The organism is Aminobacter sp. UC22_36, from assembly GCF_044056035.1.
Classification (GTDB): domain Bacteria; phylum Pseudomonadota; class Alphaproteobacteria; order Rhizobiales; family Rhizobiaceae; genus Aminobacter.
The window spans coordinates 919,335-944,331 of sequence record NZ_CP171996.1 but is presented as its reverse complement, the minus strand read 5'-3'; the positions used below and the strand labels follow the sequence as shown (position 1 = coordinate 944,331).

The 24,997-nt window shown below is 63.6% G+C and carries 29 protein-coding genes, 1 tRNA gene and 1 pseudogene; 12 read left to right on the top strand and 19 right to left on the bottom strand.

Annotated elements, in window-relative coordinates; translation table 11 throughout:
• Positions 1 to 68: 68 nt before the first annotated feature.
• From ACHMW7_RS07705 to ACHMW7_RS07695, 3 genes are all read right to left on the bottom strand, one after another.
• Positions 69 to 143 (bottom strand) — tRNA-Glu (locus ACHMW7_RS07705).
• Between the two features lie 89 nt (positions 144 to 232).
• A complete protein-coding gene (locus ACHMW7_RS07700; RefSeq protein ID WP_395449690.1) occupies positions 233 to 643 on the bottom strand; it encodes a VOC family protein in 411 nt (136 codons plus the stop codon).
• Entirely contained in the window at positions 640 to 1,020 is a 381-nt protein-coding gene (locus ACHMW7_RS07695; protein WP_395449689.1) for a fimbrial protein, read from the bottom strand. Before ACHMW7_RS07695 ends, ACHMW7_RS07700 begins: the two co-directional genes overlap by 4 nt.
• Before the next feature lie 24 nt (positions 1,021 to 1,044).
• Here ACHMW7_RS07695 and ACHMW7_RS07690 point away from each other — a divergent pair, with 24 nt between their 5' ends.
• A complete protein-coding gene (locus ACHMW7_RS07690) occupies positions 1,045 to 2,073 on the top strand; it encodes an RluA family pseudouridine synthase (protein WP_395449688.1) in 1,029 nt (342 codons plus the stop codon).
• 186 nt (positions 2,074 to 2,259) lie between these two features.
• Entirely contained in the window at positions 2,260 to 3,159 is a 900-nt protein-coding gene (rpoH, locus tag ACHMW7_RS07685) for an RNA polymerase sigma factor RpoH (RefSeq protein ID WP_115730533.1), read from the top strand.
• A 377-nt stretch (positions 3,160 to 3,536) separates the two neighbouring features.
• On the opposite strand, the gene ACHMW7_RS07680 is transcribed toward rpoH, so the two are convergent.
• The 3 genes from ACHMW7_RS07680 to ACHMW7_RS07670 all read right to left on the bottom strand — a co-directional run bounded on the left by ACHMW7_RS07680 (position 3,537) and on the right by ACHMW7_RS07670 (position 4,877).
• Positions 3,537 to 3,827, bottom strand: a complete 291-nt coding sequence (locus ACHMW7_RS07680) for a GIY-YIG nuclease family protein (RefSeq protein WP_395449687.1) — start codon at positions 3,825 to 3,827, stop codon at positions 3,537 to 3,539.
• A gap of 407 nt (positions 3,828 to 4,234) precedes the next feature.
• Positions 4,235 to 4,597, bottom strand: coding sequence for a cell division protein ZapA (locus tag ACHMW7_RS07675; protein WP_395449686.1), 363 nt, complete (start codon positions 4,595 to 4,597; stop codon positions 4,235 to 4,237).
• A 7-nt stretch (positions 4,598 to 4,604) separates the two neighbouring features.
• Positions 4,605 to 4,877 (bottom strand): DUF4164 domain-containing protein, encoded by a 273-nt coding sequence (locus ACHMW7_RS07670; RefSeq protein WP_395449685.1) that lies wholly within the window; start codon positions 4,875 to 4,877, stop codon positions 4,605 to 4,607.
• 283 nt (positions 4,878 to 5,160) lie between these two features.
• On the opposite strand from ACHMW7_RS07670, the gene tkt reads away from it, so the two are divergent.
• The 3 genes from tkt to ACHMW7_RS07655 all read left to right on the top strand — a co-directional run bounded on the left by tkt (position 5,161) and on the right by ACHMW7_RS07655 (position 10,335).
• Positions 5,161 to 7,149, top strand: a complete 1,989-nt coding sequence (gene tkt, locus ACHMW7_RS07665) for a transketolase (RefSeq protein ID WP_395449684.1) — start codon at positions 5,161 to 5,163, stop codon at positions 7,147 to 7,149.
• Between the two features lie 23 nt (positions 7,150 to 7,172).
• Entirely contained in the window at positions 7,173 to 8,183 is a 1,011-nt protein-coding gene (gap, locus tag ACHMW7_RS07660) for a type I glyceraldehyde-3-phosphate dehydrogenase (RefSeq protein WP_395449683.1), read from the top strand.
• Positions 8,184 to 8,466: 283 nt separating this feature from the next.
• A complete protein-coding gene (locus tag ACHMW7_RS07655) occupies positions 8,467 to 10,335 on the top strand; it encodes a potassium/proton antiporter (RefSeq protein WP_395449682.1) in 1,869 nt (622 codons plus the stop codon).
• A gap of 51 nt (positions 10,336 to 10,386) precedes the next feature.
• Here ACHMW7_RS07655 and ACHMW7_RS07650 read toward each other — a convergent pair whose 3' ends face one another.
• Positions 10,387 to 10,854 carry a GNAT family N-acetyltransferase gene (locus tag ACHMW7_RS07650; protein ID WP_395449681.1) on the bottom strand — a complete coding sequence of 156 codons (468 nt, stop codon included), beginning with the start codon at positions 10,852 to 10,854 and terminating at the stop codon, positions 10,387 to 10,389.
• Between the two features lie 228 nt (positions 10,855 to 11,082).
• Between ACHMW7_RS07650 and ACHMW7_RS07645 the strand changes: the two genes are divergently transcribed.
• Positions 11,083 to 12,279, top strand: a complete 1,197-nt coding sequence (locus tag ACHMW7_RS07645; RefSeq protein ID WP_395449680.1) for a phosphoglycerate kinase — start codon at positions 11,083 to 11,085, stop codon at positions 12,277 to 12,279.
• 121 nt (positions 12,280 to 12,400) lie between these two features.
• Here the strand turns inward: ACHMW7_RS07645 and ACHMW7_RS07640 are convergent, their stop codons facing one another.
• Complete coding sequence (locus ACHMW7_RS07640; RefSeq protein WP_332686102.1) at positions 12,401 to 12,781, bottom strand: cupin domain-containing protein; 381 nt, start codon at positions 12,779 to 12,781, stop codon at positions 12,401 to 12,403.
• A gap of 340 nt (positions 12,782 to 13,121) precedes the next feature.
• Between ACHMW7_RS07640 and ACHMW7_RS07635 the strand changes: the two genes are divergently transcribed.
• Entirely contained in the window at positions 13,122 to 14,147 is a 1,026-nt protein-coding gene (locus ACHMW7_RS07635) for a class I fructose-bisphosphate aldolase (protein ID WP_395449679.1), read from the top strand.
• A 97-nt stretch (positions 14,148 to 14,244) separates the two neighbouring features.
• On the opposite strand, the gene ACHMW7_RS07630 is transcribed toward ACHMW7_RS07635, so the two are convergent.
• Together ACHMW7_RS07630 and ACHMW7_RS07625 are read right to left on the bottom strand one after the other, a co-directional pair.
• On the bottom strand, positions 14,245 to 14,760 hold the full coding sequence (locus tag ACHMW7_RS07630; protein ID WP_395449678.1) for a hypothetical protein: 516 nt from the start codon (positions 14,758 to 14,760) through the stop codon (positions 14,245 to 14,247).
• 85 nt (positions 14,761 to 14,845) lie between these two features.
• Positions 14,846 to 15,265 (bottom strand): hypothetical protein, encoded by a 420-nt coding sequence (locus tag ACHMW7_RS07625; RefSeq protein ID WP_395449677.1) that lies wholly within the window; start codon positions 15,263 to 15,265, stop codon positions 14,846 to 14,848.
• Between the two features lie 183 nt (positions 15,266 to 15,448).
• Here ACHMW7_RS07625 and ACHMW7_RS07620 point away from each other — a divergent pair, with 183 nt between their 5' ends.
• Positions 15,449 to 15,703 carry a DUF982 domain-containing protein gene (locus ACHMW7_RS07620; protein ID WP_214391494.1) on the top strand — a complete coding sequence of 85 codons (255 nt, stop codon included), beginning with the start codon at positions 15,449 to 15,451 and terminating at the stop codon, positions 15,701 to 15,703.
• Positions 15,704 to 15,804: 101 nt separating this feature from the next.
• Here ACHMW7_RS07620 and ACHMW7_RS07615 read toward each other — a convergent pair whose 3' ends face one another.
• From ACHMW7_RS07615 to ACHMW7_RS07595, 5 genes are all read right to left on the bottom strand, one after another.
• A complete protein-coding gene (locus ACHMW7_RS07615) occupies positions 15,805 to 15,963 on the bottom strand; it encodes a hypothetical protein (protein ID WP_214391495.1) in 159 nt (52 codons plus the stop codon).
• A 203-nt stretch (positions 15,964 to 16,166) separates the two neighbouring features.
• Positions 16,167 to 16,883, bottom strand: a complete 717-nt coding sequence (locus ACHMW7_RS07610; protein ID WP_395449676.1) for a type 1 glutamine amidotransferase — start codon at positions 16,881 to 16,883, stop codon at positions 16,167 to 16,169.
• 90 nt (positions 16,884 to 16,973) lie between these two features.
• The gene (locus ACHMW7_RS07605; protein WP_192314014.1) at positions 16,974 to 17,279 is read right to left on the bottom strand and encodes a hypothetical protein; all 306 of its coding nucleotides are present in this window, start codon (positions 17,277 to 17,279) and stop codon (positions 16,974 to 16,976) included.
• Between the two features lie 70 nt (positions 17,280 to 17,349).
• A complete protein-coding gene (locus tag ACHMW7_RS07600) occupies positions 17,350 to 17,634 on the bottom strand; it encodes a hypothetical protein (RefSeq protein ID WP_395449675.1) in 285 nt (94 codons plus the stop codon).
• Complete coding sequence (locus tag ACHMW7_RS07595; protein ID WP_214391500.1) at positions 17,631 to 17,825, bottom strand: hypothetical protein; 195 nt, start codon at positions 17,823 to 17,825, stop codon at positions 17,631 to 17,633. The genes ACHMW7_RS07600 and ACHMW7_RS07595 overlap by 4 nt, the downstream gene beginning before the upstream one ends.
• A 150-nt stretch (positions 17,826 to 17,975) precedes the next feature.
• On the opposite strand from ACHMW7_RS07595, the gene ACHMW7_RS07590 reads away from it, so the two are divergent.
• Positions 17,976 to 18,449, top strand: coding sequence for a ferritin-like domain-containing protein (locus ACHMW7_RS07590; protein WP_192314010.1), 474 nt, complete (start codon positions 17,976 to 17,978; stop codon positions 18,447 to 18,449).
• Positions 18,450 to 18,460: 11 nt separating this feature from the next.
• On the opposite strand, the gene ACHMW7_RS07585 is transcribed toward ACHMW7_RS07590, so the two are convergent.
• The 3 genes from ACHMW7_RS07585 to ACHMW7_RS07575 all read right to left on the bottom strand — a co-directional run bounded on the left by ACHMW7_RS07585 (position 18,461) and on the right by ACHMW7_RS07575 (position 19,499).
• Positions 18,461 to 18,646 (bottom strand): hypothetical protein, encoded by a 186-nt coding sequence (locus ACHMW7_RS07585; protein ID WP_395451490.1) that lies wholly within the window; start codon positions 18,644 to 18,646, stop codon positions 18,461 to 18,463.
• A gap of 64 nt (positions 18,647 to 18,710) precedes the next feature.
• Positions 18,711 to 19,181: a hypothetical protein gene (locus ACHMW7_RS07580; RefSeq protein WP_395449674.1), complete on the bottom strand. Its 471-nt coding sequence runs from the start codon at positions 19,179 to 19,181 to the stop codon at positions 18,711 to 18,713.
• A 72-nt stretch (positions 19,182 to 19,253) separates the two neighbouring features.
• Complete coding sequence (locus tag ACHMW7_RS07575; RefSeq protein WP_395449673.1) at positions 19,254 to 19,499, bottom strand: hypothetical protein; 246 nt, start codon at positions 19,497 to 19,499, stop codon at positions 19,254 to 19,256.
• A gap of 573 nt (positions 19,500 to 20,072) precedes the next feature.
• On the opposite strand from ACHMW7_RS07575, the gene ACHMW7_RS07570 reads away from it, so the two are divergent.
• Complete coding sequence (locus ACHMW7_RS07570) at positions 20,073 to 20,834, top strand: sulfite exporter TauE/SafE family protein (RefSeq protein ID WP_395449672.1); 762 nt, start codon at positions 20,073 to 20,075, stop codon at positions 20,832 to 20,834.
• 102 nt (positions 20,835 to 20,936) lie between these two features.
• Here ACHMW7_RS07570 and ACHMW7_RS07565 read toward each other — a convergent pair whose 3' ends face one another.
• Complete coding sequence (locus ACHMW7_RS07565) at positions 20,937 to 21,107, bottom strand: hypothetical protein (protein WP_395451489.1); 171 nt, start codon at positions 21,105 to 21,107, stop codon at positions 20,937 to 20,939.
• Positions 21,108 to 21,324: 217 nt separating this feature from the next.
• On the opposite strand from ACHMW7_RS07565, the gene ACHMW7_RS07560 reads away from it, so the two are divergent.
• Positions 21,325 to 23,232 carry a propionyl-CoA synthetase gene (locus ACHMW7_RS07560; protein WP_395449671.1) on the top strand — a complete coding sequence of 636 codons (1,908 nt, stop codon included), beginning with the start codon at positions 21,325 to 21,327 and terminating at the stop codon, positions 23,230 to 23,232.
• A gap of 73 nt (positions 23,233 to 23,305) precedes the next feature.
• Positions 23,306 to 24,956 (top strand): annotated as a pseudogene (locus ACHMW7_RS07555) (alpha/beta hydrolase).
• Positions 24,957 to 24,997: the final 41 nt, after the last annotated feature.

Below are 24,997 nucleotides of genomic sequence, written 5' to 3'. Positions count from 1 at the left end.
GCTCGGGGGACTTATTTGACTGTTATTTGATGAGTTTTGCCGAGGCTCGGCTAAGTGCCTGAAATCGCTGGTACGCCCAAGGGGAATCGAACCCCTGTTCCCGCCGTGAGAGGGCGGTGTCCTGACCGCTAGACGATGGGCGCAGCCGAGATCGGCGATATAGGCTGGCGGTTTCGAAAAAGCAACAGGCCCAAAGGCGTTATTTGCGCCCGGCCTTGCTACCGCAGCGGCATCAACGCTTCGGTTCGAGCAGATCCCACAGGTTTCCGCACAGATCGACAAAAACAGCGACGGTGCCGTAGGCCTCGTGGCGCGGCGCTTCGCGGAACTCGACGCCGTTGGCCAGCATCAGCGCATGGTCGCGGGCAAAATCGTCGGTCTCGAGAAACAGGAAGACGCGGCCGCCGGTCTGGTTGCCGATGGCAGCCAGCTGGCTCTCGCCATCCGCCCTGGCGAGCAAAAGCCTCGCGCCCTGGCCACCGCCGGGCGCGACCGTCACCCAGCGCTTGCCGCCGCCGAGGTCGACGTCTTCGGTTAGCACGAAGCCAAGCTTGTCGACATACCAGGCGATCGCCTGGTCGTAGTCGGCGACGACGACCGAGACGGTCGCGACACGACGCCCCGAAGCGGCAAAGCCGCTCACTTGTTGCGCACCTGGAACTGGCCGATCAGGCGCCTTTCGGCGATGTCGTAGAGGAAGATGGTCCGGCTGCCGTCGACGAGTTCGGCGTCGATCGAGATGCGGTTGCCCGACAGCGCCTGCGACATGACCTTGGCGCCCACCGGCAACACGATCTCGCCGCTGATCTGGGAGCCGGCCGGCACCTGGATGTCGCCGCTCGCCACCGGTGCAGATGCCTCCGGCGTCCGCGATTTGTAGACAACGCCGCCGAGGACAGCCATAAGGGCGATGAACAACAGCCCTATATTGATGATGAAGAAGCGGACCAGTTTCCTGCGGACGCGCTCAACCGACGGGTCGAGCGGCTTGTCTTCTTCTTCGATGGCGGGCCGAGACATGTCAAAACTTCCGGAACAATTGTTATGAGCGCATCAGATAGCGAAGCGACAGGCACTTTGATAGTGCTCGAGGCCGACGCCGATGCCGCAGGTGTGCGGCTCGACCAGTGGCTGGCCGGCCGCCTCGCGCCCGATCTGTCGCGCAGCCGCGTCCAGGCACTGATCAAGCAAGGTGCTGTGCGCATTGCCGGCAATGTCGTCGGCGAAGCCAAGCGCAAGCTCGCCGCGGGCGACCAGATCGCCATCGACATGCCCGAACCCGAACCAGCCGATCCCGAAGGCGAGGCGATCCCGCTCGACATCCTCTACGAGGACGACGAGCTGATCGTCATCAACAAGCCGGCCGGCCTTGTCGTCCATCCAGGTGCCGGCAATTGGACCGGCACGCTGGTCAACGCGCTGATCCATCATTGCGGCGACAGCCTGTCGGGCATTGGCGGCGTCAAGCGGCCGGGCATCGTCCACCGCCTCGACAAGGAAACCTCCGGCGTCATGGTCGTCGCCAAGACCGACCGCGCCCACAAGTCGCTGTCGGAGGCCTTCGCCGACCACGGCCGCACCGGCGACCTCGAACGTGCCTATGACGCGCTTGTCTGGGGCTTCCCGCAGCGCATGACCGGGACCATCGATGCCGCGCTCGGCCGCCATGCCGACCGTGTCCGCCGCGCCGTGGTGCCAGAGCACCGCGACGACGCCCGCCACGCCATCACCCATTTCACCGTGCTGGAGCGTTTCGGCTCCGAGCAAGGCGAATTTGCCGCCGCCAGCCTGGTCGAATGCCGGCTGGAAACCGGCCGCACCCACCAGATCCGCGTCCACATGGCCCATATCGGCCATCCGGTGCTGGGCGATCCCGATTACGGCCAGGCTTTCCGCACCAAGTCGAACCGCTTGCCCGAGCCGCTGAAGTCGAACGTCAAGGCGTTTCCGCGCCAGGCCTTGCACGCGAGGCTCCTTGCATTTCGCCATCCGGCTACCCATCTGATCATGCGGTTCGAGGCGTCCTTGCCTCGCGACATGGGGGAATTGGTCGAAGGCTTTCGCAATCTCTGAACCTTCGATCAGAAAACCTGACTCGTATTGTTCACTTAGGCGTGACACTCTGTTTCGCGTTGAACAAATCGTGTCTTTTCTGGTTTTGTTCCTGTATAAGACCCCATGGCGCGACAGGCATTCGGCAGCCGCGCCACATGCTCGCCAGGATCAGGGAGCATTTCTCGTGAAGAGGGAGGGCGCTTTATGGCCCAGTCACTACCCAGTATCGTTTCCGGCGAAGGCGGCCTCAGCCGCTACCTGGAAGAAATCCGCCGCTTTCCGATGCTCCAGCCGCAGGAAGAGTACATGCTCGCCAAGCGGTACAACGAGCATGAAGACACCTCTGCCGCCCACAAGCTGGTCACCAGCCACCTGCGTCTCGTGGCCAAGATCGCCATGGGCTATCGCGGTTATGGCTTGCCCATCGGCGAGGTCATCTCGGAAGGCAATGTCGGCCTGATGCAGGCCGTCAAGAAATTCGAGCCGGAGCGTGGTTTCCGTCTCGCCACTTACGCCATGTGGTGGATCAAGGCCTCGATCCAGGAGTACATCCTGCGCTCGTGGTCGCTGGTCAAGATGGGCACCACCGCCAACCAGAAGCGCCTGTTCTTCAACCTGCGCAAGGTCAAGGGCAAGATCCAAGCGCTCGACGATGGCGACCTGAAGCCCGAGCACATCACCGAGATCGCCACCCGCCTCAACGTCTCCGAGGCCGAGGTGGTGTCGATGAACCGCCGCCTGTCCGGCGACGCCTCGCTCAACGCACCGATCCGCGCCAGCGAAGGCGAGTCGGGCGAGTGGCAGGACTGGCTTGTCGACGACCATGACAGCCAGGAAACCATGCTCATCGAGCAGGACGAGCTCGACAACCGCCGCGGCATGCTGGCGAGCGCCATGTCGGTGCTCAACGACCGCGAGAAGCGCATCTTCGAGGCGCGCCGTCTTTCCGACGAGCCGCTGACGCTGGAAGAGCTTTCGGCCGAGTTCGACATCTCCCGCGAGCGTGTCCGCCAGATCGAGGTCCGCGCTTTCGAAAAGGTCCAGGATGCGGTCAAGGCCGCAGCCAAGAAGCAGGCCCAGGCGCTCCGCACCATCGACGCCTGAGACTGACAGCGTCACCAAACAGAAAACGCGCCGGCAAAACCGGCGCGTTTTTCGTTTTGGCGGCGTTTTTCGTTTTGGCAACGAGCACGCCATCGGCCCTGCCTGCCAACTCAAATCAGCACCGTCAGATCAGCGGCCACGGCATGAATCCTCGTGGCCCTTCGCGGCTTCGCCGCTTCGGGCACGAGGATGACGGAGGTGGGTGTGACACCGCCAATCACCAACGTTGGCGATTGGCACTGGCACCAAAGCTTCCGTCATCCTCGGGTCGGAGCGCGAGCGTAGCGAGCGGTGGAGATCCCGGGGATCCATGCCGCGACGGTTGCGAAATCGGCCACGGCGCCAGCTTGCTTTCCAACTGTCGCCCTCGCCCGGCTCTAAAGCAGATGCCACGAAATGTCGTTCCAGTCGGGATTTCGCGCCTCGATCAGATTGATCTTCCATTGGCGCGGCCACTTCTTGATCGTCTTCTCCTGCGCGATGGCATCAACGACCAAGTCGTATTCGTCGAACCATGCGAGACGCACTGCGCCATAACGCGCCGCAAATTTCGACCCTGTGCCGGTCTGATGCTGGAGGAGCCGTCCTGCAAGATCGGACGTTACGCCGGTGTAAAGCGTACCATTCTTCTGAGACGCCAGAATATAGACGTACCCCTTGCGAGCCATGTCGGGAATCTAGCCGACCGCCAATCCAGCACAAGCCACCCGCCGAGGATACACGGTTGGCTAAGGCAGCCTCACATTTCGTCGTCAGCGAATTGGCAAGATCGAGGCATGGATCCCCGTGACCCTTCGCGGCTCCGCCGCTACAGGCACGAGGATGACGAGATAGGGGCGTCTCCGCCAATCGCGAACGTTGGCAATTAGCGAGCGCCCAATGGTTTCCGTCATCCTCAGTCGAAGCGCGAGCGTAGCGAGCAGCGGCGATCCCGGGGATCCATGCCGTGACGGTCGAGAGACTTTGAGGGAGCCAGATTGTCGCCGCAGGCGGGTGTCAGCCGCCGGTAGCTATGCCGGCAAGCGATCAGGACAACGCCAACCGTTGTGGTCGCTACTCAACCCTGAGCCCGTCCCTAAACTTTCTTCGTCAGGCTCAACGCCAGCTGTTCCATGCGCTCGGCCAGCGAGCCCAGCGCACCGGTCAGCGCGGCGTCGTTCTTGTCGGCCTTGGTCAGCGCGTCGTCGCGCGTCTTGCGCAGCGTCAGGACCTCAGTTTCCATGCCCTTGACGCGCTTCTGCAACTCCGACAGCTCATCCATCACCATGATGCCGGCCATCACGGTCAGGCGCTGGTCGCCGATTTCGCCGAATGAGTCCTTGAGGTGCAGCACGTAGCGGTCGAAGCGGCTGGCGAGATCGATGAGGTGCTCTTCCTGCCCCTCGTCGCAGGCCATGCGGTATTGCTTGCCGTCGATGGTAACCGTGACTTGCGCCATCTCCATCCTACCTGTCCAGCACGGCGCGGATCGTCTCCATGGCGGTCACGAGCCGCCGCGAGACTTCCTTGTTGGCTTCTTCCAGCCGTTCGGCGCGGGCTTCGGAATTGTCGAGCTCCTGCGCGAGGCGCGCCCGGTCGGCATTCATGCGCTGGACCTCGGCTTCGGCTTCGCCGTAGTCCTGCTCATGTTCCAGCCGTGCGGCGACCGCGCCCTCAAGCGTATCGATCGCCCTGCCGAGCCGGCCAATGACTTCCCTGAGTGTCGTATCCCCGGTCATGGCTCCCGTAGACCCTCGCCCATCACCGAATCGCGCACGTTTCAGAACGCGTTATCAAGGAAACATTAGGCACCGGTTGAAGGAGGCGTCAACAAAGCTGTTTTGTCTTTCCCCCACTAACCGTCTCCGACTGGACACACCAAAGCGGCCAGGGCGTGACTTGGCGCCGCAATGCGGCTGCGAAAACGCACCGATTTATTGACTCAAGCCCTGTGCCTGCTATGTGTCGCGCACTTTTCCGGGGCTCCCATCGGCCCCAGTTCCACGGCTTATGGGAGGGACGATGTCCTCGCGCGAAAAACACGACCGGATGGCCAACGCGATCCGCTTTCTGTCCATGGATGCGGTCGAGAAGGCCAACTCTGGCCATCCCGGCCTGCCGATGGGCGCCGCCGACATCGCCACCGTACTCTACACCCGCTTCCTCAAGCATGACCCGGCCAACCCGCATTGGCATGACCGCGACCGCTTCGTGCTGTCCGCCGGCCACGGCTCGATGCTGCTCTACTCGCTGCTCTATCTCTCGGGCTACGAGGACATGACCATCGAGCAGATCAAGAATTTCCGCCAGCTCGGTTCCAAGACCGCCGGCCATCCCGAATACGGCCACGCCGCCGGCATCGAGACGACCACCGGCCCGCTCGGCCAGGGCCTCGCCAATGCTGTCGGCATGGCGCTCGCCGAACGCATCATGAATGCCCAGTTCGGCGACAAGCTCGTCGACCACTACACCTACGTGCTCGCCGGCGACGGCTGCCTGATGGAAGGCATCTCGCAGGAAGCGTTGTCTTTTGCCGGTCACCTCAAGCTCAACAAGCTGATCGTTTTCTGGGACCACAACAACATCTCCATCGACGGCCCGATCTCGCTTGCCGACTCGACCGACCAGCTCGCCCGTTTCGCCGCCTCCGGCTGGAACACGCTGGCCATCGACGGCCATGATCCCGAAGCGATCGCCGGCGCCATCGAGGCCGCCAAGCGCTCCGACCGCCCGACGCTGATCGCTGCCAAGACCACCATCGGCTTTGGCTCGCCGGCCAAGGCCGGTACCAACAAGGTCCATGGTTCGCCGCTCGGTGCTGCCGAAATCGAAGCCACCCGCAAGGCGCTCGGCTGGGAATACCCTGCTTTCGAGATCCCCTCCGACATCCTCGACGCATGGCGCCTCGCCGGCCTCAACTCGGCCAAGAAGCGCAATGAGTGGGAAAAGCGCCTCGGCGAGACCGAGACCGAAATCCGCGCCGAGTTCGAGCGCCGCATGCGCGGCGACCTGCCGGCCAATTTCGACGCCACGATCGCCGACTACAAGAAGAAGCTCGCCGCCGACAAGCCGAAGGTCGCGACCCGCAAATCGTCGGAAATGGCGCTCGAGGTCATCAACGGCGTGGTGCCCGAGACCATCGGCGGCTCGGCCGATCTGACCGGCTCCAACAACACCAAGACCAGCCAGACCAAGCCGATCTCGGCTGAAGACTATGGCCAGCGTTTCGTCCACTACGGCATCCGCGAACTCGGCATGTGCGCTGCCATGAACGGCATGGCGCTGCATGGCGGCGTCATCCCCTACTCCGGCACCTTCCTGTGCTTCTCCGACTATGCCCGCCCGGCGATGCGCCTGGCCTCGCTGATGGGCATCCGCGTCGGCTTCGTCATGACCCACGATTCGATCGGTCTCGGCGAAGATGGCCCGACCCACCAGCCGGTCGAGCACCTGGCGGCACTGCGCGCCATCCCCAACCACATCGTCTTCCGCCCGGCTGATGCCATGGAAGCCGCCGAGTGCTGGCAGCTGACGCTTGAAAACCGCACGACGCCATCGACGCTGGCACTCACCCGCCAGAACCTGCCGGCGGTGCGCACCGAATATGTCGAGGAAAACCTCTGCGGCTACGGCGCCTATGAACTTGCCACCGCCAACGGCGATGCCGAAGTCACCATCTTCGCCACCGGCTCCGAGGTCGAGATCGCGCTCGGAGCCCGCAAGCTTTTGCAGGACGCCGGCCACCCGACCCGCGTCGTTTCGGTGCCGGCATTCGAGCTGTTCGAAAAGCAGAGCCCCGAATACCGCAAGGCGATGATCGGCAACGCCAAGGTCAAGGTCGCCATCGAGGCCGGCATCCGCATGGGCTGGGACAGCTTCATCGGCACCGACGGCGTCTTCGTCGGCATGCACGGCTTCGGCGCCAGCGCCCCGATCGAAGACCTCTACAAGCATTTCGGCATCACCGCCGAGGCCGCCGCCCAGGCTGCCAAGGCTCGGCTTCAGGCTTAAGACGTTCCCCAGGAGGATCAGACATGACCGTTAGAGTTGCCATCAATGGTTTCGGCCGCATCGGCCGCAACATCGTGCGTGCCATCTATGAGTCGGGCCGCAAGGACATCGACGTCGTTGCCATCAACGATCTCGGCCCGGTCGAGACCAATGCCCACCTGCTGCGCTACGACAGCGTGCATGGCCGCTTCCCGCACGAAGTGAAGGTCGAAGGCGATTCCATCAACATCGGCACCGACAAGTTCAAGGTCACCGCGATCAAGGATCCGTCGCAGCTGCCGTGGAAGGAACTCGGCGTCGACATCGCGCTCGAATGCACCGGCATCTTCACCTCCAAGGACAAGGCCTCGGCGCATCTGACCGCCGGCGCCAAGCGCGTCATCGTCTCGGCGCCTGCCGACGGTGCCGACCTGACCGTGGTTTACGGCGTCAACCACGACAAGATCACCAGGGACCACATCGTCATCTCGAATGCGTCCTGCACCACCAACTGCCTGGCCCCCGTCGCCATGGTCCTCAACAATGCCTTCGGCATCGACAAGGGCTTCATGACCACGATCCATGCCTACACCGGCGACCAGCCGACCCTCGACACCATGCACAAGGATCTCTACCGCGCCCGTGCAGCGGCGATGTCGATGATCCCGACCTCGACCGGTGCGGCCAAGGCCGTCGGCCTGGTGCTGCCGGAACTCAAGGGCAAGCTCGACGGCGTCTCGATCCGCGTACCGACCCCGAACGTCTCGTGCATCGACTTCAAGTTCGTGGCCAAGAGGAACGTCACCGTCGAAGAGGTCAACGCGGTGCTCGTCGCCGCAGCCGACGGTCCGCTCAAGGGCATCCTAGCCTACACCAACGAGCCGCTGGTCTCCATCGACCTGAACCACAACCCGGCCTCGTCGACCTTCGCGCTCGACCAGACCAAGGTCATCGAGGGCAACCTCGTCCGTGTCATGTCCTGGTACGACAACGAGTGGGGCTTCTCCAACCGCATGGCCGACACGGCCGTCGTGATGGGCAAGACCATCGGCTGATCGGGCCTGCCTCATCCATTCTTCAACGCCCGGCTTCGGCCGGGCGTTTTCGTTTTTGCTGCAATGCAAGAAAAATTTCTTACAGCGCCGCGCGTCCTCTTGGACGCGCAAAGGACGCTGTAACACATTGATTTTGTGCATGATCCTTTCCGAAAATCGGTTCGATTATCGGGGTCATGCACAGGCCCAAGCCGGCAAAAATCCATTCTTGCTTGCACATGGCCTTTTCTTCGCCGCACTCTCAACCGACGCAGCTAACAGGTGGTTCGCAGACGGGTCGGGGATGGAACAGGCGGTATATCTCATCACGCTGGTAGGCACCGCGCTGGTCGTAGCGGCGGCGTTTTCGAGCCTGATCGCCTTCCGCTTCGGCGCCCCCTTGCTGCTGCTGTTCCTCGGCATCGGCCTTGCCTCCGGCGTCGACGGCCTCGGCATCGTCTTCGACAATGCCCACATCGCCTATTTCGTCGGCGCCATCGCGCTTGCCGTCATCCTGTTCGATTCCGGCTTTGGCACGCCTGTCGGCGTGTTGCGCCAGGCCGGCCTGCCCGCGCTCACGCTCGCAACCATCGGCGTCGGCATCACCACGGTGATCTTCGGCATCGCCGCCTATTACCTCACCGGCTTCACCTGGCTCGAATCCTTCCTGCTCGGCGCCGCCGTTGCCTCGACCGATGCCGCCGCGGTGTTCTTCCTGCTGCGCGCCGGCAACATCAATCTGCGCGAGCGCGTGCGCTCGACGCTTGAAATCGAGTCCGGCACCAACGACCCGATCGCCATCTTCCTGACCATCACGCTGGTCGAGATCATCGCGCTCGGCGCCAAGCCCGACACCGACCTGCTGCTTGTCGACCTCGTCGTCGGCTTCTTCGTCCAGATGATCCTGGGTGCTGCCATCGGCCTGCTCGGCGGCTTCCTCATCGTCAAGCTGGTCGAGCGCCTCAACCTCGACCGTGGCCTATTGCCGATCTTCGTGCTGACGCTGTCGCTGCTGGTCTTCGCCGCGGCCGGCGCCGTCGGCGGCTCGGGCTTCCTAGCCGTTTATCTCGCCGGCCTCGTCGCCGGCAATTCCGACATCCGCGCGGTGTCGACGCTCAAGCGTTTCCAGGACGGCATGTCCTGGCTCGCCCAGATCATCATGTTTTTGGTGCTCGGCCTGTTTGCCACGCCGTCGCAGTTTCCCGAGATCGTTTTGTCGGCGCTGCTGCTCGGCTTCTTCCTGATGTTCGTCGCCAGGCCCATCGCGGTGTGGCTGTGCCTGATCCCGTTCAAGTTCCCGCGCCAGGAAACCGCCTTCATCTCTTGGGTCGGCCTGCGTGGTGCCGTCTCCATCCTGCTTGCCATCACGCCGCTGCTTGGCGGGCTCGAAAACGGCCGCGAAATCTTCAACATCGCCTTCATCATCGTTTTGTCGTCGCTGGTGGTCCAAGGCTGGACCGTCGGCCCGCTCGCCCGCCGCCTCGGCCTCATCGTGCCGCAGCGCTTCGGCCCGCTCGACAAGGTCGAACTCGAACTGCCCGGCTCGGCGCATCACGAACTGCTTGCCTACCGTGTCGTGCCGGGCTCGCCGGTCGCCAAGGGCCAGCGTATCCCGCGCTGGGCCCGGCCTTCGCTGGTCGTGCGCGACGGCCGCTCGATGCGTTTCCAGGACATGGGCCGCCTGCAGGCCGGCGACAACGTCTACATCTTCGTGCCCGACCGCTACCCGCGCCTGCTCGACAGGCTGTTTGCCTCCCGTGCCGAGGTCCATGCCGAGGACGAGGATTTCTTCGGCGCCTTCACCGTCGACCAGACCCACCTCGCCGGCGAGCTCGTCGCCATCTATGGCGCGTCGGTGAAGGACGAGGAGCTCAAGCTCACCATCGCCGACCTGATCAAGCAGCGGTTGCGCGGCCATGTCGAATATGCCGACCGCGTCTCGCTCGGCCTGATCGACCTGATCGTCCGCGACGTCGACGAAAAGGGCCGCATCATGTCGGTCGGCCTGTCGATCGAGCCCGCCCCGCCACCACCGCCAGTGCCGGTGTTCCTCAGCGGCGGCGAAATCAGCGACCGCATCAAGCGCTTCCTTGCCGGGCGGTCTGGCGGCAAGGCATCCGCCAAGCAGGAGAGGCCGGCGACAACTTCGGAAGGCTTGCCCGAGGACGCGTGAGGGTGAAGGACTGCGCGCGGCAATGGCAGCAAGAAAGGCCGGTTTGACCGACTAGGCTGACGTGAGGCGCAATGTCATGTCCCAGCGATCCAGCCCGGCTGCGAAACCATCAGGCGTGACTTTCGAGACGGTGAAGCCGAACCCCTCATAGAAACCACGCGTGTGCTGGCTTGTAGCCAGCGTCAGCTCGGCGATGTCTGGGTCTGCGCGCGCCAGCGCCAATCTGGCCTGCGTCAGGCTGGTTCCCAGTCCCTGTCCGTGAAAAGCCCTGTCGACCATTCCCCATGCCAGACCGGCTTGCCGTTTCTCTGTCTCGGTAACCAGCCCTCCACAAGCGATCACCGAGCCTTTGCTTACAAGCACGAGATAGGGCCGGTCCTCGGCATTGACGCTTCCCAGGAATTGGCAAAACTCCGCGCGCTCTTCCGGCGCGAAGAAGCTTGGCACGTTGCTGTCGAATATCGCCAGGCAGGCGGAAAAATCGTCTGCCATGTAAGGCCGGGATACGACGTCATTCATCCTGCACCTATATCGTCGGCTCGCCGCAGCCGGCAAGCCGCAAGCCAAAGTCCCCGCCGCCATTGCCCTGGAACTGGCCAGCTTTGTCGACACCGCTCCGGCGGCAGCAAAATTTCGCCCCCAAGCCCGCTCAAACCTTGCATCCGCGTCGGCGCTGGCTATGGTCCGCGCGATCTCGCGGCGTATCGGCAGCCCGATGCGCGCCCCCAATGAGGAAAGGGAAACCCCATGGCCGGCTTCAGGACTCTCGACACCATCGGCAACGTCAGCGGCAAGCGGGTTCTGGTCCGCGTCGACCTCAACGTGCCGATGGCCGACGGCAAGGTTTCCGACGCGACCCGCATCGAGCGTATCGCGCCCACCATCACCGAGCTTTCCGGCAAGGGCGCCAAGGTCATCCTGCTCGCCCATTTCGGCCGCCCCAAGGACGGTCCCGATCCGGCCCTGTCGCTGGCCCCCATAGCCGCAGCAACCGCCGAGGTCATCGGCCGCCCGGTCGGCTTTGCCGCCGATTGCATCGGTGAAAAGGCGGCTGGTGCCGTTTCGGCGATGAAGGATGGCGACATCTTGCTGCTTGAAAACACCCGCTTCTACAAGGCCGAGGAGAAGAACGACCCGGCCTTTGTCGAGCAGCTCGCCGCCAATGGCGACATCTTCGTCAACGACGCTTTCTCCGCCGCCCATCGGGCACATGCCTCGACCGAAGGCCTTGCCCACAAGCTGCCCGCTTTTGCCGGCCGCACCATGCAGGCCGAGCTCGAGGCGCTGGAAAAGGGCTTGGGCAACCCGGTCAAGCCGGTCGTCGCCATCGTCGGCGGCGCCAAGGTCTCGACCAAGATCGACCTGTTGATGAACCTGGTGAAGAAGGTCGACGCGCTGGTCATCGGCGGCGGCATGGCCAACACCTTCCTGGCCGCGCGCGGCACCGACGTCGGCAAGTCGCTGTGCGAGCACGACCTTGCCGCCACCGCCAAGCAGATCATGATCGAGGCGGCACAGTCCGGCTGCGCCATCATCCTGCCGTCGGACGGCGTCATCGCCCGCGAGTTCAAGGCGGGAGCAGCCAACGAGGTCGTCGCCATCGATGCGGTGCCTGAAGATGCCATGATCCTTGACGTCGGTCCGAAGACCGTCGCCACCATCAATGAGTGGATCGACCGTGCGTCGACGCTGGTCTGGAACGGTCCGCTCGGCGCCTTCGAGATCGAGCCTTTCGACAAGGCGACCGTCTCGGCCGCCCAGCATGCGGCCGCCCGCACCAAGACAGGCAAGCTCGTCTCGGTCGCCGGTGGCGGCGACACGGTGGCAGCCCTCAACCACGCCGGTGTTGCCGACGACTTCTCTTACGTCTCGACCGCCGGCGGCGCCTTCCTCGAATGGATGGAAGGCAAGGCACTGCCTGGTGTGGAAGTGCTCAAGGCCTGACGCCGAGCGAGCGTTTCCTCTCCCTCATCAAGTGGGGGAGAGGCGGTTTGCGAGCAGACCGGCGTAGGGCACTGTCGGTTCCCCGTCAATGTCGTGACTGCACCCCCGCCCTGACCTTGCGCTACGCCGGCTTGGCGTACTGCTCGGCGCTCATCACCTCGATGCAGACAAAGCGTTCGTTGCCTTCGACCCAGGCATCGTGGCCCGGCGGAATGGTGTAGGACGCACCTTGCTTGAGTGTCTTCTGGGTCCCGTCATTCAGCCTGACGGTCAGGGTTCCCGAGACGACATAGCCGACATGCGAGACCTGGCAGCTGTCGGTCTTGACCACCGGCTTGACGCATTCGGACCATCTCCAGCCCGGCTCCATATTGAGCCGGCCGAGCGTGAAACCGGCAAGCCGCACCACTTCGACGCGGGTCTTGTCGGGCGTCCGCACCTCGTCAGGTTCGTTGTGGGACTTGAACTCGAATTTCGTGACGTTCATTCCGCCATCAGCCATGGCTTCCTCCCATCATCGTCATACGCCCATCATCATACGCATCGGCGCATGGCGAGGGTCATTATTTTAGCACTGGCTGATATAATAGATAGGCAAGCGACCATGGCCCCGTCCGTGGAGGCGCATCCGCGCGGGCCGAATGACCAGGTCGGCATCCGCCCAAGCATGTACTTTCATCTACACGCAATTCCTTAAGTTCAGGCACTGGTCAATTGCCCACTGGTCTTGCCCGCAAGCTAAAACGATTGAAATAATTTCAATCGGTTATAGGCTTGTTGTCGGCATTCCGTTCGGGAAAACCATCTGCTATGCGCCCGGCATCTGATCAGGAGGTACTTGTATGAGCGAACGTCTCGAAGACATCGCCGTCGCCATGGTGGCGAACGGCAAGGGCATTCTGGCTGCGGACGAAAGCTCCGGCACCATCAAGAAGCGTTTCGACGTGATCGGCGTCGAGTCGACGGCCGACAGCCGCCGCGATTACCGCGAGATGATGTTCCGCACCAAGGAGGCGATGACCAAATACATCTCCGGCGTCATCCTCTACGACGAGACCATTCGCCAGAACGCCGCCGACGGCACCCCGCTGGTCGAGCTGATCAAGGCATCAGGCGCCATCCCCGGCATCAAGGTCGACGCCGGCGCCAAGGGCATCGTCAACTTCCCCGGCGACACCATCACCGAAGGCCTCGATGGCCTGCGCGAACGTCTGGCCGAGTACTACAAGCTTGGCGCGCGTTTCGCCAAATGGCGCGGTGTGATCGACATCGACACCACCCGCAGCGTGCCTTCGGCATATTCGATCGCCGCCAACACCCATGCGCTGGCCCGTTATGCGGCGCTGTGCCAGGAAGCCGGCATCGTGCCGATCGTCGAGCCGGAAGTATTGATGGACGGCGCCCACGACATCGACACCTGCTACGACGTCACCAAGGCGACATTGGTCAAGCTTTATGACGAGCTCTACGCCGCCCGCGTCAAGCTCGAAGGCACCATCCTCAAGCCGAACATGGTCATCTCGGGCAAGAAGGCCGCCAGGCAGGCCAGCGCCGAGGAAATCGCCGAAAAGACCATCAAGCTGTTCCGCGAAACGGTTCCGGCTGCGGTCCCGGGCATCGCCTTCCTGTCGGGCGGCCAGTCCGACGAGGAGGCAACCGCCAACCTCAACGCCATCAACGCGATCGGCCCGCATCCGTGGAAGCTGACCTTCTCCTACGGCCGCGCGCTGCAGGCAGCACCGCAGAAGGCATGGTCGGGCAAGGTTGAAAACCTCGGCGCCGGCCAGGCCGCCTTCACCCACCGCGCCCACATGAACCACCTGGCTGCACTCGGCCAGTGGCAACAGGCGCTGGAAAAGGCGGCGTAAGCCAAGCCTTCAGGCACGAAAATGAAAAGCCCCGGAGCGATCCGGGGCTTTTTTTGTTTCTCCAGCGCCGCATAGATCGGCAATGCAGCAAAGGAGCTCAAGGACGAGGAATGAGCGTCTCGACGCTCAAATACAGGTTCAATGGATCATAGGCGTCCCGAGGCTCACCTTTTCCGGGCTTGCCGACGCCGGCAATCAGTTTCCCCTCTGATCCGAACATGTATTCGACGCCGGCACATAGATGCGCGAGTTCGCGATAGTCGAACTGGCTGAACGTCATCCGAACACCGTCATATGCTGCACGCTGAGCAGCAACTGACGCATCGTCCATGCCTGCACTGGCGAGGTACTTCACAAGCTTTGGCTTCGCGATCTTGGCGCCTTGGCAGAAGGATCCGACAAGCCGCGCAATGACGAAATTCCTGGCAGCGGTTTGGAGCGGGTCCCCCAAGTCGGCTGTGAATTTGGTAAGGTAAAAATTCGTAGCCGGATCGTTCGTCATCGTCTTGCGCCAAGACACGGGGAACTTCTCGGTCGACGTAGCGCTGTATGTGCTGCCAAACACCACGGCACCGCACAATAACAACAGCCAGACAGGTGTCCTGCGCGTCACATTGCCCTCCCAAGCTCAATCGCTGACCAACGACTACTTACACTACATGTCGAGCGACAGCGAGGAAACTAGGCCGTCCGCCCGCTCAATCCTGATAGGTATACGACGCGCACATGTCGTCGCTGCTCTCGGGCGGTTCGTCGCCGGTGAACACCGCAACGATCGTCAGGCCCTCGCCGCCGCTCCAGCTGGCGAGATAGGTCACGTCACCCGCGCCGCACAGCCTGTTGCCGTTTTCCAGTTCGGGGTCGGCCGGATTCTCGACGCTGTAGACGGAGGCATTCACGCGGCTGCCGTCGACGACGAAATGATCGCCCAGCAAGGCCGCGAACTTCAGCGATTCGCCATTGGCGAAGGTGATGGAGAAGTCGTCCATCGAAATGTCGCCGGTGATGCTCTCGGCGGTGGTGCTGAAGGCCCTGTAGCGGTCGCCCTCGGCGAGTACAGGCGCGGCGCTGGCGACCAGCAGGCCAACAATGGCAGGCAGTATCCGTTTGGTGATCATTCTTCCCCACCATGGTTCTTGAAGCGTGACGCCTCATCTGTCACGGTAGGCACAGCCCCACAAGAGGCCAAACCGGGAGCATCGCCACCGGCTGTCGAGCCGACGCAGCACAAGCTTGCCCGCTCTTCAACCGTGAGACGTTATGCGGCTCGCTTCCCTGGCCGGTTTGGCGTATGAGCGGCGATGGAAAACGTCAGGTTTGAAACTCCCGTCACCGTGAAGGCCGATCCGGCCGGCACCCCGCTACTCCTGCGCACCGCCAAGGAGGCGTCCGCCTTCCTGCTCAACAGCTGGCCCGGCAAGCGCAGCCCCAAGCATCGCGCAGCGCTTCAGGCATGCTCGGATGCGATGTCGGGCGAAAAGCCTGTGATGGCCGCGCGGCGTGCCTTCATCGCCGCGGCACGCGAAGTCAACGTCTTCGTCAACGACAAGGACTGACCCCGGCGCATCGGCCCGAAGATCGAAAACGATCTTCGGCACGGCACGATGCCTCCGGGGGTCACAGCGTCTTTGTCCGCCCCCGTCGGGCGCAACTCGCCTTAAAGCTCGGTTTCCGCCTCAGGGGTCGCTTCGACCTCGCCTTCAGACTTGCCGCGTTCCTTGGCTTCGGCCTTGGCGGCGAGCTTGTCGGCCTTTTTCATCGCCTTGGCGCGATCGCGGTCTCTGCGTTCCTGATTATAATTTGTCGGTCTGGGCATGCAGTGTCCTTTTCTGGTTCATGCCTGCGTAGAGCATGATCCCAAACCCAAGGTCCGTCTAGCGAACGGTAAAAACCGGTTTTTGGAAAAGATCACGCTCATAGGGTGGAACAGGCTCTAGGGCGATATGCCCCGGAACACAACAAGACATGTCGGCGCACGATGTTGCCGTGCCGACATCAAAGACAAAGACAGGCCGCGTCTCAGCGGCTTATGGCAGCGAAGAAATTGTCGTTGATACGTTGCGCGGTCGCACGAAAAGCCGGCAGATGCGGCGCGACAATCTGCGCCAGCCGCCCGGCCTCGTCAGCCCCCAGCGCTTGCTCGAGACTCGCGGCGTATTCGGATATCTGCGACCAGTCGCCAACGGTGCGTCCGGTGATCTCCATGTGATACTGGAAGCCATAGGCGTTTTGGCCGACACGCATCGCCTGGATCGGGCAAGCGGCGTTTGCGGCCAGGATTTCGCCACCCTGCGGCAGCTCCGATACCTCCGCGCCATGCCATTGCAGCGTTTCGATCGCCGGATCGACGCCGGCAAACAGCCGGTCGGCGCGGCCGGCCGCGGTCAGCTCGACGCTGGCAAGCCCGACCTCGGGCGCCGACATCAGCCCGACCTTGCCGCCCAGCGCATCGGCCAGCAACTGGTGGCCGAGGCAGATGCCGAGATAGGGCCGCTTGAGTTCGCGCACCCAGTGCCGGATCGCGGCTTTCTCCTGTTTCAGCCAGGGATGGGCATCTTCCTGCCAGACATCCATCGGCCCGCCCATGACAGCCAGCATGTCGAAGCCGTCGAGATCGGGAATCGCCTCGCTTTCATCCAGCTCGACGATGTGCTCGCTATGCCCGGCCGCGCGCCAGAACTCGGCGAAGATGCCGCTGTGCTCGACCCTGAGATGCTGGAAAACAAGGATTTTCATTCTGCCCTCAAGGCCGCCTCACCTCGCCCCATCTGAAAACAATCGCGGCAGCGGGGCATGGGGCACGGCGGCAAAAGGGTTGAGGCAGGCTCACATCTGGTCGTTATACGGTTCCTTCATCTGGCCGACCATGCGGGCCAAGGTCGAAAACGACGGAATGTCGGCTTCCGGCTGGCACTGGTTGGCCAGCTGCAGCAGCCGGATCGGGAAGTTGATGGCGTCGCGATGCGACGACGACAGCTCATCGGAGCGCTCTCCCGATGTCTCGCTCGCTTCGGCCTTGCGCAAGGCGATGTCGATCTCTTCGGCGGACAGCACGCCCTTGCGGACCAGGATGTGATTGATGGTGGCGATGGCCATCAGCAGGCCTTCGAGTTGCAGGTTGGCGACATTCACGGTGCTTGCTCCTTTCGGGAGACGCCGGCTTGCTTCAGGGCCTTGGAGCCGGCCGCGGCGGCACGGACGCTCATTGCTTGCGCTCGGAGATCTGCTCGTGGATCACCTGGAAACAGGCGTCGAGATCGCGATGCAGGCGTTCGCCGGCGCCGCCGGCTGTCACATCTTCCTGCGCCACCTCGTCGGCATCGCCGGCTGGTTGACCGTACCAGGCCGTGACCAGCAGATTTTGCAAAAGCTCATACATTGCGGGCTCCACCTTTGTCTCGCCATGAGACAACCCCTGATGCGGCAGAGCGTTCCATTGCAGCCGTTGAAAACGGCAAAGCAGTGCTGGGGCGAGCGCGCCCGTCACTCTTCTTCGTCGTATCCGAGCAGGGTCAGCAGCTGATCGACGAGCAACTCGGCCATTGTCCGGTTGATCGCAAGCTCGACGGCCCCGTCATCGGTCTCGAGGTTGAGCAGCGCCAGCAGCGGCTCGTCATTCACCACTGTCGTATCGACAGCCAACACCCGGTTCGGAGCCGTGTTCGTCAATCTCGCCATGGCCCATCATTCCATCAAGCCGGGGCGGCAGCAATGGACATCTTGCTCGCGTAGGGCGGGTGCAGCGCCCATCGCCATGGGGCCAAACAGGCAGGAACCTTTGTGCCGCCCATCGCTTACTCCCCCACACCAACGCAGAGGAAAGAGATCATGAAGACCCTTGCCGAACTGTTCGAACACACCTTGCACGACATCTATTACGCCGAAAATGCCATCGCCAAGGCACTGCCTGGTGTGTCCAAGGCGGTCACCGACAGCAAGCTCAAGCAGGCGTTCGACGACCATCTGGAGGAGACCAAGGGTCACGTCCAGATCCTGAAGAAGGTGTTTTCATCAGTCGGCCTCAAGCCTGAAGGCGAGAAGTGCGACGCCATCGAGGGCCTGCTGAAGGAAAGCGCCGGCCTGATCGAGGAAACGTCAGGAACGGCGCTGAATGCCGGCCTGCTGGCGGCGGCCCAGGCCGTCGAGCACTACGAGATCGCCCGCTACGGTTCGCTCAGGGAGTGGGCCAAGGTTCTCGGCCACGACGAGGCGCACAAATTGCTGAGCGAGATCCTCGACGAGGAAAAGGCCGCCAACAGCAAGCTGACCAATCTCGCGGTGGCCGGCGTCAACAAGAAGTAGCCAGGCGGCGATTACTTTTCCTGGACCGAAATGCCTGTTTCGTCGATACGCAGCTCGACGCCCTTGGGCTTGGTCTCTTCACGGTAGACATAGATGCCGAGGCCAATGACGGCGGCAACAAGTACGCCGATGATCAGGTAGAGATTGTTCTGCTTCATCAGGCTGTCGTAGCGGCCAGCTGCCGGCAAGTCCAGCAACTCGGCCCCAGCAATCTGGTCACTGATGGCGCGGCCTGGCAACGCACCGGGCCGCGCCTCCCGGTCAGTCGGAATCGACGATGCCGTTGCCGATGGTAACCGGCGAACGGTCGGGCCAGAACCAGATGAAGGCAGCGACAACGGTCGCAACGAGTTGGGAAAGCAGCACACCACTTTCGCTCAGGGAGCCCGCATGCCAGATCTTGCCCAGTCCGGCCACGGCCAGCACGGCCAAGGCATAAAACACCGCGCGCGGCAGGTAGGCTGCGAAGGCGAAATCGCAGACCACCCGCGCCACCCAGACGCCGGCAAACCCGCTCGCGGCAGCTCCGGTCATGGCGGCAAAAATCTGGATGTGGCGCGACGGCCGCACGCCCGCTGTGATCCAATCGCCAAGCATCAGCAGCTGACCGACAGCGATGGTCAACGCGGCCGTCACGAAATAAGCGACAAGCGTGCAGATCATCAGCGCCAGAACGATGGCGGCAGCCGTCGTCGGCCCGAAGGGCACCTTGGCAACACCCTGGGAATTCATCCCCCCCGCTCCCGATCCTGGACGTGTCAAAATACCACCAAACGCGGCTGCTGTTTCCTACAGGAACTCAGCTCATTTCGGCCAGAGCCATTCCAGCAGCAACGCCATGACGATGAGAATGATCATGCCGGCTGCCCGTTCTGGCGGGGTGAGGCTCGCGCGGGTGCGGTAAGCCGGGTCGACCCATTGCGTCGGCGGCCGCTGCACCAGCGGCTTGTCCGCCTGGTGCGCCTGCCGTTGGACCTCCAATGCCTTGAGCACGTCGATCCGGCTGCCCAGCAGGTCCAGCCTGCGCCTGAGGTCTTCGTCGTCACCCATCTCGCCGACAATTCATCTCTGTCACGAAATGCCCGGAACCAGCGCATTCGCCGCAGCAATGGCATCTGCCACGGTTTCGTGCTCCGCCGATGCAGCATGAAAACCAGCCAGGTCGCCGGGAGACTGCCACCACGCGACAAAGCACGGCAGATCGCTGCCATCGCGAATGGACGGCGGATCTTCGTGATCTCCCGATCCTCGCCGGCAAGGTTGGCGGACGATTTTCACCGCGGTTGGGACATGCCCATCGTAGAGTCAGGTTCCAAGGGCCACGACGCCATCATCTGTCATTGTCAGCCTTCATTTTTCGGCCGGCGGGCATTCGACAAGAATGCACCACAGACAGCCATTCCAACAAGGGCGACCTCGTCGCATCTTTGTCCCATTCCGGCACAGAAACCGCTGGCACGCGTCATGCATGGCATGTCTTGCCGGCGGTAGCCGGAGCCTGATTTGTCTCAAATCAGGTGGGGCTCGCCGGGGTGGGGAAGGGGTTTCCCTCCGGCGAGCTCTTGTTCTGCCCCCAGGCGTTGCACGTCGGTGGCCGCTTGCCCGCCGGCGCGCCAACATTGCATGCTGGCCGACATGCCGGAACAGCTTGTCCTCATCATCGGTGTCGTCTTTGTCCTTGCCGGACTGGTCAAGGGCGTGGTCGGGCTCGGCCTGCCCACGGTGGCGATGGGATTGCTTGGCCTCGTCATGCTGCCGGCCGAGGCCGCCGCCATCCTGCTCCTGCCCTCCTTTGTCACCAACATCTGGCAATTGCTCGCCGGCCCCGGCGTCGCCGCGCTGGTGCGGCGCCTGTGGCCGATGATGACAGCGGTGTTTGCCGCAACCCTCGCCTCCACCGGCCTGCTCACCAGCAGCTACACCGCCATCGTCACCGCGGGGCTCGGGCTGGTGCTGCTGGTCTATGCAGTGCTTGGCCTGCTCAAGCTCAGCATGTCGGTGCCGCGCCGGAGCGAGCCCTGGGCCGGCCCTGTTATCGGCGCGCTTACCGGCATCATGACCGGCGCCACCGGCGTTTTCGTCATTCCGGCGGTGCCCTATCTCGGCGGACTGGGCCTTGGCCGCGACGATCTCGTCCAGGCGCTGGGGCTGTCCTTCACCGTTTCCACTGTGGCCCTCGGCATCGGCTTGTGGTCGAACGATGCCATTCCGCTCCAGTCGATCGGCATGTCAGCTGTGGCGATCGTTCCAGCCCTGACCGGCATGTGGCTGGGCGGCTGGCTGCGCAGCCACGTCGAAGCGGAAACCTTCCGGCGCTGGTTCTTTGCCGGATTGGCACTGCTCGGCGCGCATATTTCGTGGCAGGGCCTGGCGCCTGCCTTCTAACGCGCGTCGAGAGGTCAGGCCGCGCCGAAAATGGTGGATTCCGAGAACCGGAACGGAGCGAAGCGCAGGTATCAGCCATTTGCAGGCCGGCATCACCTGAATCTAGTGCCCGAGCAGCGCGGTGATCGAAATCGCCGCCAGCGCCAGCACCGCCAGCTTCCAGAAATCGCGCCGCTGCCTGAGCCCCGGCAGGCCGAGCGGCTTGAGCAGCTGGATCGCCATGATGGCCAGGATGATGAGCGACAGCGCCTTCGACATGCTGCCTTTGATCAACTTCGCGCGCCCCTGTCAAAGCCCGCGACCCGATCTGCTACACTGTGCCGGCGCGCTACAGTTTGGGAACAGCGGCCTTGCACCGAAACGCCTGGAAAAAACGGGTTTGTGGACAGGCTCTTAAACCAAGGTCAAATGGACGCCGCAGCGGCCCGGCGGGTACAAGACGAGCCAACAAAGACGCCCTCAAGGGCCACTGTCCTGGGAAGGAGACGCCATGCCATCTCGCTATCACGAGGTCTATGACGGTTGGGCCAGCGACCCCGAGGGGTTCTGGGCCGAGGCGGCAAGGGCGATCGACTGGTTCAAGCCGTGGGACAAGGTCTTCGATGCCAAGCGCGGTGTCTATGGCCAGTGGTTCACGGGAGCCGAGTGCAACACCTGCTACAACGCGCTCGACCGCCATGTCGCATCCGGTCGCGCCGAGCAGGTCGCCCTGATCCACGACAGCCCGATCACCGGCACGCAGCAGAAGTTCACCTATGCCGGCCTGCTCGCCGAGGTCAATGCGCTCGCCGCCGTGCTCACCGACCAGGGCGTCGGCAAGGGTGACCGCGTCATCATCTACATGCCGATGGTCGCCGAAGCGGCCTTCGCCATGCTCGCTTGCGCCCGCCTCGGCGCCATCCATTCGGTGGTGTTCGGCGGCTTTGCCGCCAAGGAACTCGCCACCCGCATCGACGACGCCACGCCCAGGCTGATCATCTCGGCCTCCTGCGGCATCGAGCCGGGCCGCGTCGTTGCCTACAAGCCGCTGCTCGACGGCGCCATCGAGTTGGCCAGCCACAAGCCGCAGAGCTGCGTGATCCTGCAGCGACCCCAGCTGACCTGTGATCTCGTCGCCGGCCGCGACCTCGATTACGCCGAGACTGTCGGCGCCGCCAAGGCCGCCGGGCGCAAGGTCGACTGCGTCTCCGTCGCCGCCACCGACCCGCTCTACGTGCTCTACACCTCGGGCACCACGGGCCAGCCCAAGGGCGTGGTGCGCGACAATGGCGGCCACATGGTCGCGCTCAAATGGTCGATGGAAAACGAATTCGGCGTCAAGCCGGGCGAGGTCTTCTGGGCAGCGTCCGACGTCGGCTGGGTCGTCGGCCATTCCTACATCGTCTATGCCCCGCTGCTACATGGTGCCACCACCATCCTGTTTGAGGGCAAGCCGGTCGGCACGCCCGATGCTGGCACATTCTGGCGTGTCATTTCGGAACACGGGGTCGTCGCTTTGTTCACCGCGCCCACCGCCTTCCGCGCCATCAAGAAGGAAGACCCGCAAGGGCTCTTCGTGCCGCAATATGACCTCACGAAATTCCGCACCCTGTTCCTCGCCGGCGAGCGCGCCGACCCCGAAACCATCAAGTGGGCCGAAAACAAGCTCAAGGTCCCGGTCATCGACCATTGGTGGCAGACCGAGACCGGCCACCCGATCAGCCAGAACCCGGTCGGGCTTGGGCTGCTGCCGGTCAAATACGGCTCGCCCTGCGTGCCGATGCCCGGCTACGACGTGCGTGTGCTCGACGATGCCGGCCATGAGGTGCCGCGCTCAACGCTCGGCAATGTCGTGATCAAGCTGCCCTTGCCGCCCGGCTGCCTGCCGACGCTGTGGCACGCCGACGAGCGCTTCTTCAACGCCTACCTCGCCGAGTTCCCCGGCTACTACAAGACGGCAGACGCCGGCTACATCGACGACGAGGGCTACCTGTTCATCATGGCCCGCACCGACGACATCATCAACGTCGCCGGCCACCGCCTGTCGACCGGCGGCATGGAGGAGGTCGTCGCCGAACACCCCGATGTCGCCGAATGCGCCGTCATCGGCATCGCCGACGCCATGAAGGGCCAGATCCCTTGCGGCTTCATCGTGCTGAATTCCGGCGTCGCCCGCGACACCGGCATCATCGAGAAGGAGGTCGTCGGCCTCGTCCGCGACCGCATCGGCCCGGTCGCCGCCTTCAAGATGGTGGTCACCATCAAGCGCCTGCCCAAGACCCGCTCCGGCAAGATCCTGCGCGGCACGATGCAGAAGATCGCCGACCGCGAGGAGTGGAAGATGCCGGCGACCATCGACGATCCCGTCATTCTCGACGAGATCACGGAGGCGCTGAAAGCCCGCGGCATCGGGGTCTAGCGCGCGTCCAGCCGACGGCTTGCGCCGGCCCGGCGCGCACGGCAAGTTGCCCTGGCAATCGAAGGGCAGATTCATGCGCAACTGGGCCGTCCGCTACTGGTATTCGTTTTCGACGACCGGCCTGCTGCTCGGCACGCTGTTCTTCGCCGCATCGCTGACCCCGACGCTGATCCCGCGCAACTACCTGACCCAGGGCGCACTGTCGGGCCTTTCGGCCGCCGTCGGCTATGGTGGCGGCTTCTTCCTGCGCTGGCTGTGGCGTTATCTCGAGCTGCCCGAACTCAAGGCACGCATACTGCGCGGCGGCAAGCTCGTCGCCGCCCTCGCCTGCGGCATCGTCGGGCTGGTCTTCCTGTGGCGCGCCGCCGAATGGCAGAACTCGATCCGCGCCCTGATGCGGCTCGATCCGGTCGACACCGCCCATCCGCTCGAGGTCGGCGCCATCGCGCTCGTCACCTTCATCGTGCTCGTCGCCCTTGGCCGGCTGTTCAAGCTGACGCTGGTCTTCGTCTCTGAAAAGCTGCGCCGCTTCGTGCCGACGCGCGTGTCCTACGTCATCGGCACGACCATAGCCGTGCTGCTGTTCTGGTCGGCCGCCGACGGCATCATCTTCCGCTACGGCCTGCGCGTGATGGACAGCTCGTTCCAGCGCCTCGACGCTTTGATGCCGCCGGAGACGCAGCAGCCCTCCGATCCAGAAAAAACCGGCAGTGCCGCCTCGCTGGTGCGCTGGCAGGACCTCGGCCGCATGGGCCGCTCCTACATCGCCACCGGCCCGACCGCCGCCGACATCGGCAAGCTCTCCGGCAAGCCGGCCAGGGAGCCGGTGCGCGTCTATGTCGGGCTGCAGTCGGGCGACACGCCGCAGCAGCGCGCCAGGCTGGCGCTGGAAGAGCTCAAGCGTGCCGGCGGCTTCGAGCGCTCGACGCTGGTCATTGTCACGCCCACCGGCACCGGCTGGGTCGACGAACAGGCGATCGACCCGATCGAGTTCCTGCACCATGGCGATGTCGCCAGCGTCGCCGCCCAGTATTCCTATCTCGCCAGCTGGCTGTCGCTGCTGGTTGAACCAGGCTATGGCGCCGAGCAGTCGCGCGCCTTGTTCACCGAGGTCTATGGCTACTGGCACACGCTGCCCCGGCAAACGCGGCCGAAGCTCTATCTCTTCGGCCTCAGCCTCGGCGCCTTGAGCACCGAGCTTTCCAACGAGCTGTTCGAAGTGCTTGGCGATCCCTACCAGGGTGCGTTGCTCAGCGGCCCGCCCTTCGCCAGCCGCATCTGGCGTTCGATCACCGACGACCGCAATCCCGGCACGCCGGAGTGGCTGCCGGCGTTCCGCGACGGCTCTTATGTCCGCTTCACCGCCCAGAACAACGCGCTCGACATTCCGGGGGCCCAGTGGGGGCCGCTGCGCCTCGTCTACCTGCAATACGCCTCCGACCCGATCGTCTTTTACGAAAACGCACGCGCTCTACCGCGAGCCGGACTGGATGAAGACGCCGCGCGGGCCTGACGTGTCGCCCGAACTGCGCTGGTATCCCGTCGTCACCTTCCTGCAGCTGACGCTCGACATCGCCATGGCCACCACCGCCCCGATGGGCTACGGCCATGTCTATGCCGCCGAGCACTACATCGATGCCTGGATGCAGGTCGCCGACATCAAGGGCTGGTCGGCGGACGACGTCGCGAGGCTGAAGCAGCATTTCATCGACAAGCGGAAATAACGCGTTGCTGTCCGGCGCGGACGAACCGCCCCCTCGGCCGA

Coding starts and splice junctions, on each gene's coding strand:
- ACHMW7_RS07695 (WP_395449689.1), bottom strand. CDS start 1,020: ATGTCTCGGCCCGCCATCGAAGAAGAAGACAAGCCGCTCGACCCGTCG.
- ACHMW7_RS07690 (WP_395449688.1), top strand. CDS start 1,045: ATGAGCGCATCAGATAGCGAAGCGACAGGCACTTTGATAGTGCTCGAG.
- rpoH (WP_115730533.1), top strand. CDS start 2,260: ATGGCCCAGTCACTACCCAGTATCGTTTCCGGCGAAGGCGGCCTCAGC.
- ACHMW7_RS07680 (WP_395449687.1), bottom strand. CDS start 3,827: ATGGCTCGCAAGGGGTACGTCTATATTCTGGCGTCTCAGAAGAATGGT.
- ACHMW7_RS07675 (WP_395449686.1), bottom strand. CDS start 4,597: ATGGCGCAAGTCACGGTTACCATCGACGGCAAGCAATACCGCATGGCC.
- ACHMW7_RS07670 (WP_395449685.1), bottom strand. CDS start 4,877: ATGACCGGGGATACGACACTCAGGGAAGTCATTGGCCGGCTCGGCAGG.
- tkt (WP_395449684.1), top strand. CDS start 5,161: ATGTCCTCGCGCGAAAAACACGACCGGATGGCCAACGCGATCCGCTTT.
- gap (WP_395449683.1), top strand. CDS start 7,173: ATGACCGTTAGAGTTGCCATCAATGGTTTCGGCCGCATCGGCCGCAAC.
- ACHMW7_RS07655 (WP_395449682.1), top strand. CDS start 8,467: ATGGAACAGGCGGTATATCTCATCACGCTGGTAGGCACCGCGCTGGTC.
- ACHMW7_RS07650 (WP_395449681.1), bottom strand. CDS start 10,854: ATGAATGACGTCGTATCCCGGCCTTACATGGCAGACGATTTTTCCGCC.
- ACHMW7_RS07645 (WP_395449680.1), top strand. CDS start 11,083: ATGGCCGGCTTCAGGACTCTCGACACCATCGGCAACGTCAGCGGCAAG.
- ACHMW7_RS07640 (WP_332686102.1), bottom strand. CDS start 12,781: ATGGCTGATGGCGGAATGAACGTCACGAAATTCGAGTTCAAGTCCCAC.
- ACHMW7_RS07635 (WP_395449679.1), top strand. CDS start 13,122: ATGAGCGAACGTCTCGAAGACATCGCCGTCGCCATGGTGGCGAACGGC.
- ACHMW7_RS07625 (WP_395449677.1), bottom strand. CDS start 15,265: ATGATCACCAAACGGATACTGCCTGCCATTGTTGGCCTGCTGGTCGCC.
- ACHMW7_RS07620 (WP_214391494.1), top strand. CDS start 15,449: ATGGAAAACGTCAGGTTTGAAACTCCCGTCACCGTGAAGGCCGATCCG.
- ACHMW7_RS07615 (WP_214391495.1), bottom strand. CDS start 15,963: ATGCCCAGACCGACAAATTATAATCAGGAACGCAGAGACCGCGATCGC.
- ACHMW7_RS07610 (WP_395449676.1), bottom strand. CDS start 16,883: ATGAAAATCCTTGTTTTCCAGCATCTCAGGGTCGAGCACAGCGGCATC.
- ACHMW7_RS07595 (WP_214391500.1), bottom strand. CDS start 17,825: ATGGCGAGATTGACGAACACGGCTCCGAACCGGGTGTTGGCTGTCGAT.
- ACHMW7_RS07590 (WP_192314010.1), top strand. CDS start 17,976: ATGAAGACCCTTGCCGAACTGTTCGAACACACCTTGCACGACATCTAT.
- ACHMW7_RS07580 (WP_395449674.1), bottom strand. CDS start 19,181: ATGAATTCCCAGGGTGTTGCCAAGGTGCCCTTCGGGCCGACGACGGCT.
- ACHMW7_RS07575 (WP_395449673.1), bottom strand. CDS start 19,499: ATGGGTGACGACGAAGACCTCAGGCGCAGGCTGGACCTGCTGGGCAGC.
- ACHMW7_RS07570 (WP_395449672.1), top strand. CDS start 20,073: ATGCTGGCCGACATGCCGGAACAGCTTGTCCTCATCATCGGTGTCGTC.
- ACHMW7_RS07560 (WP_395449671.1), top strand. CDS start 21,325: ATGCCATCTCGCTATCACGAGGTCTATGACGGTTGGGCCAGCGACCCC.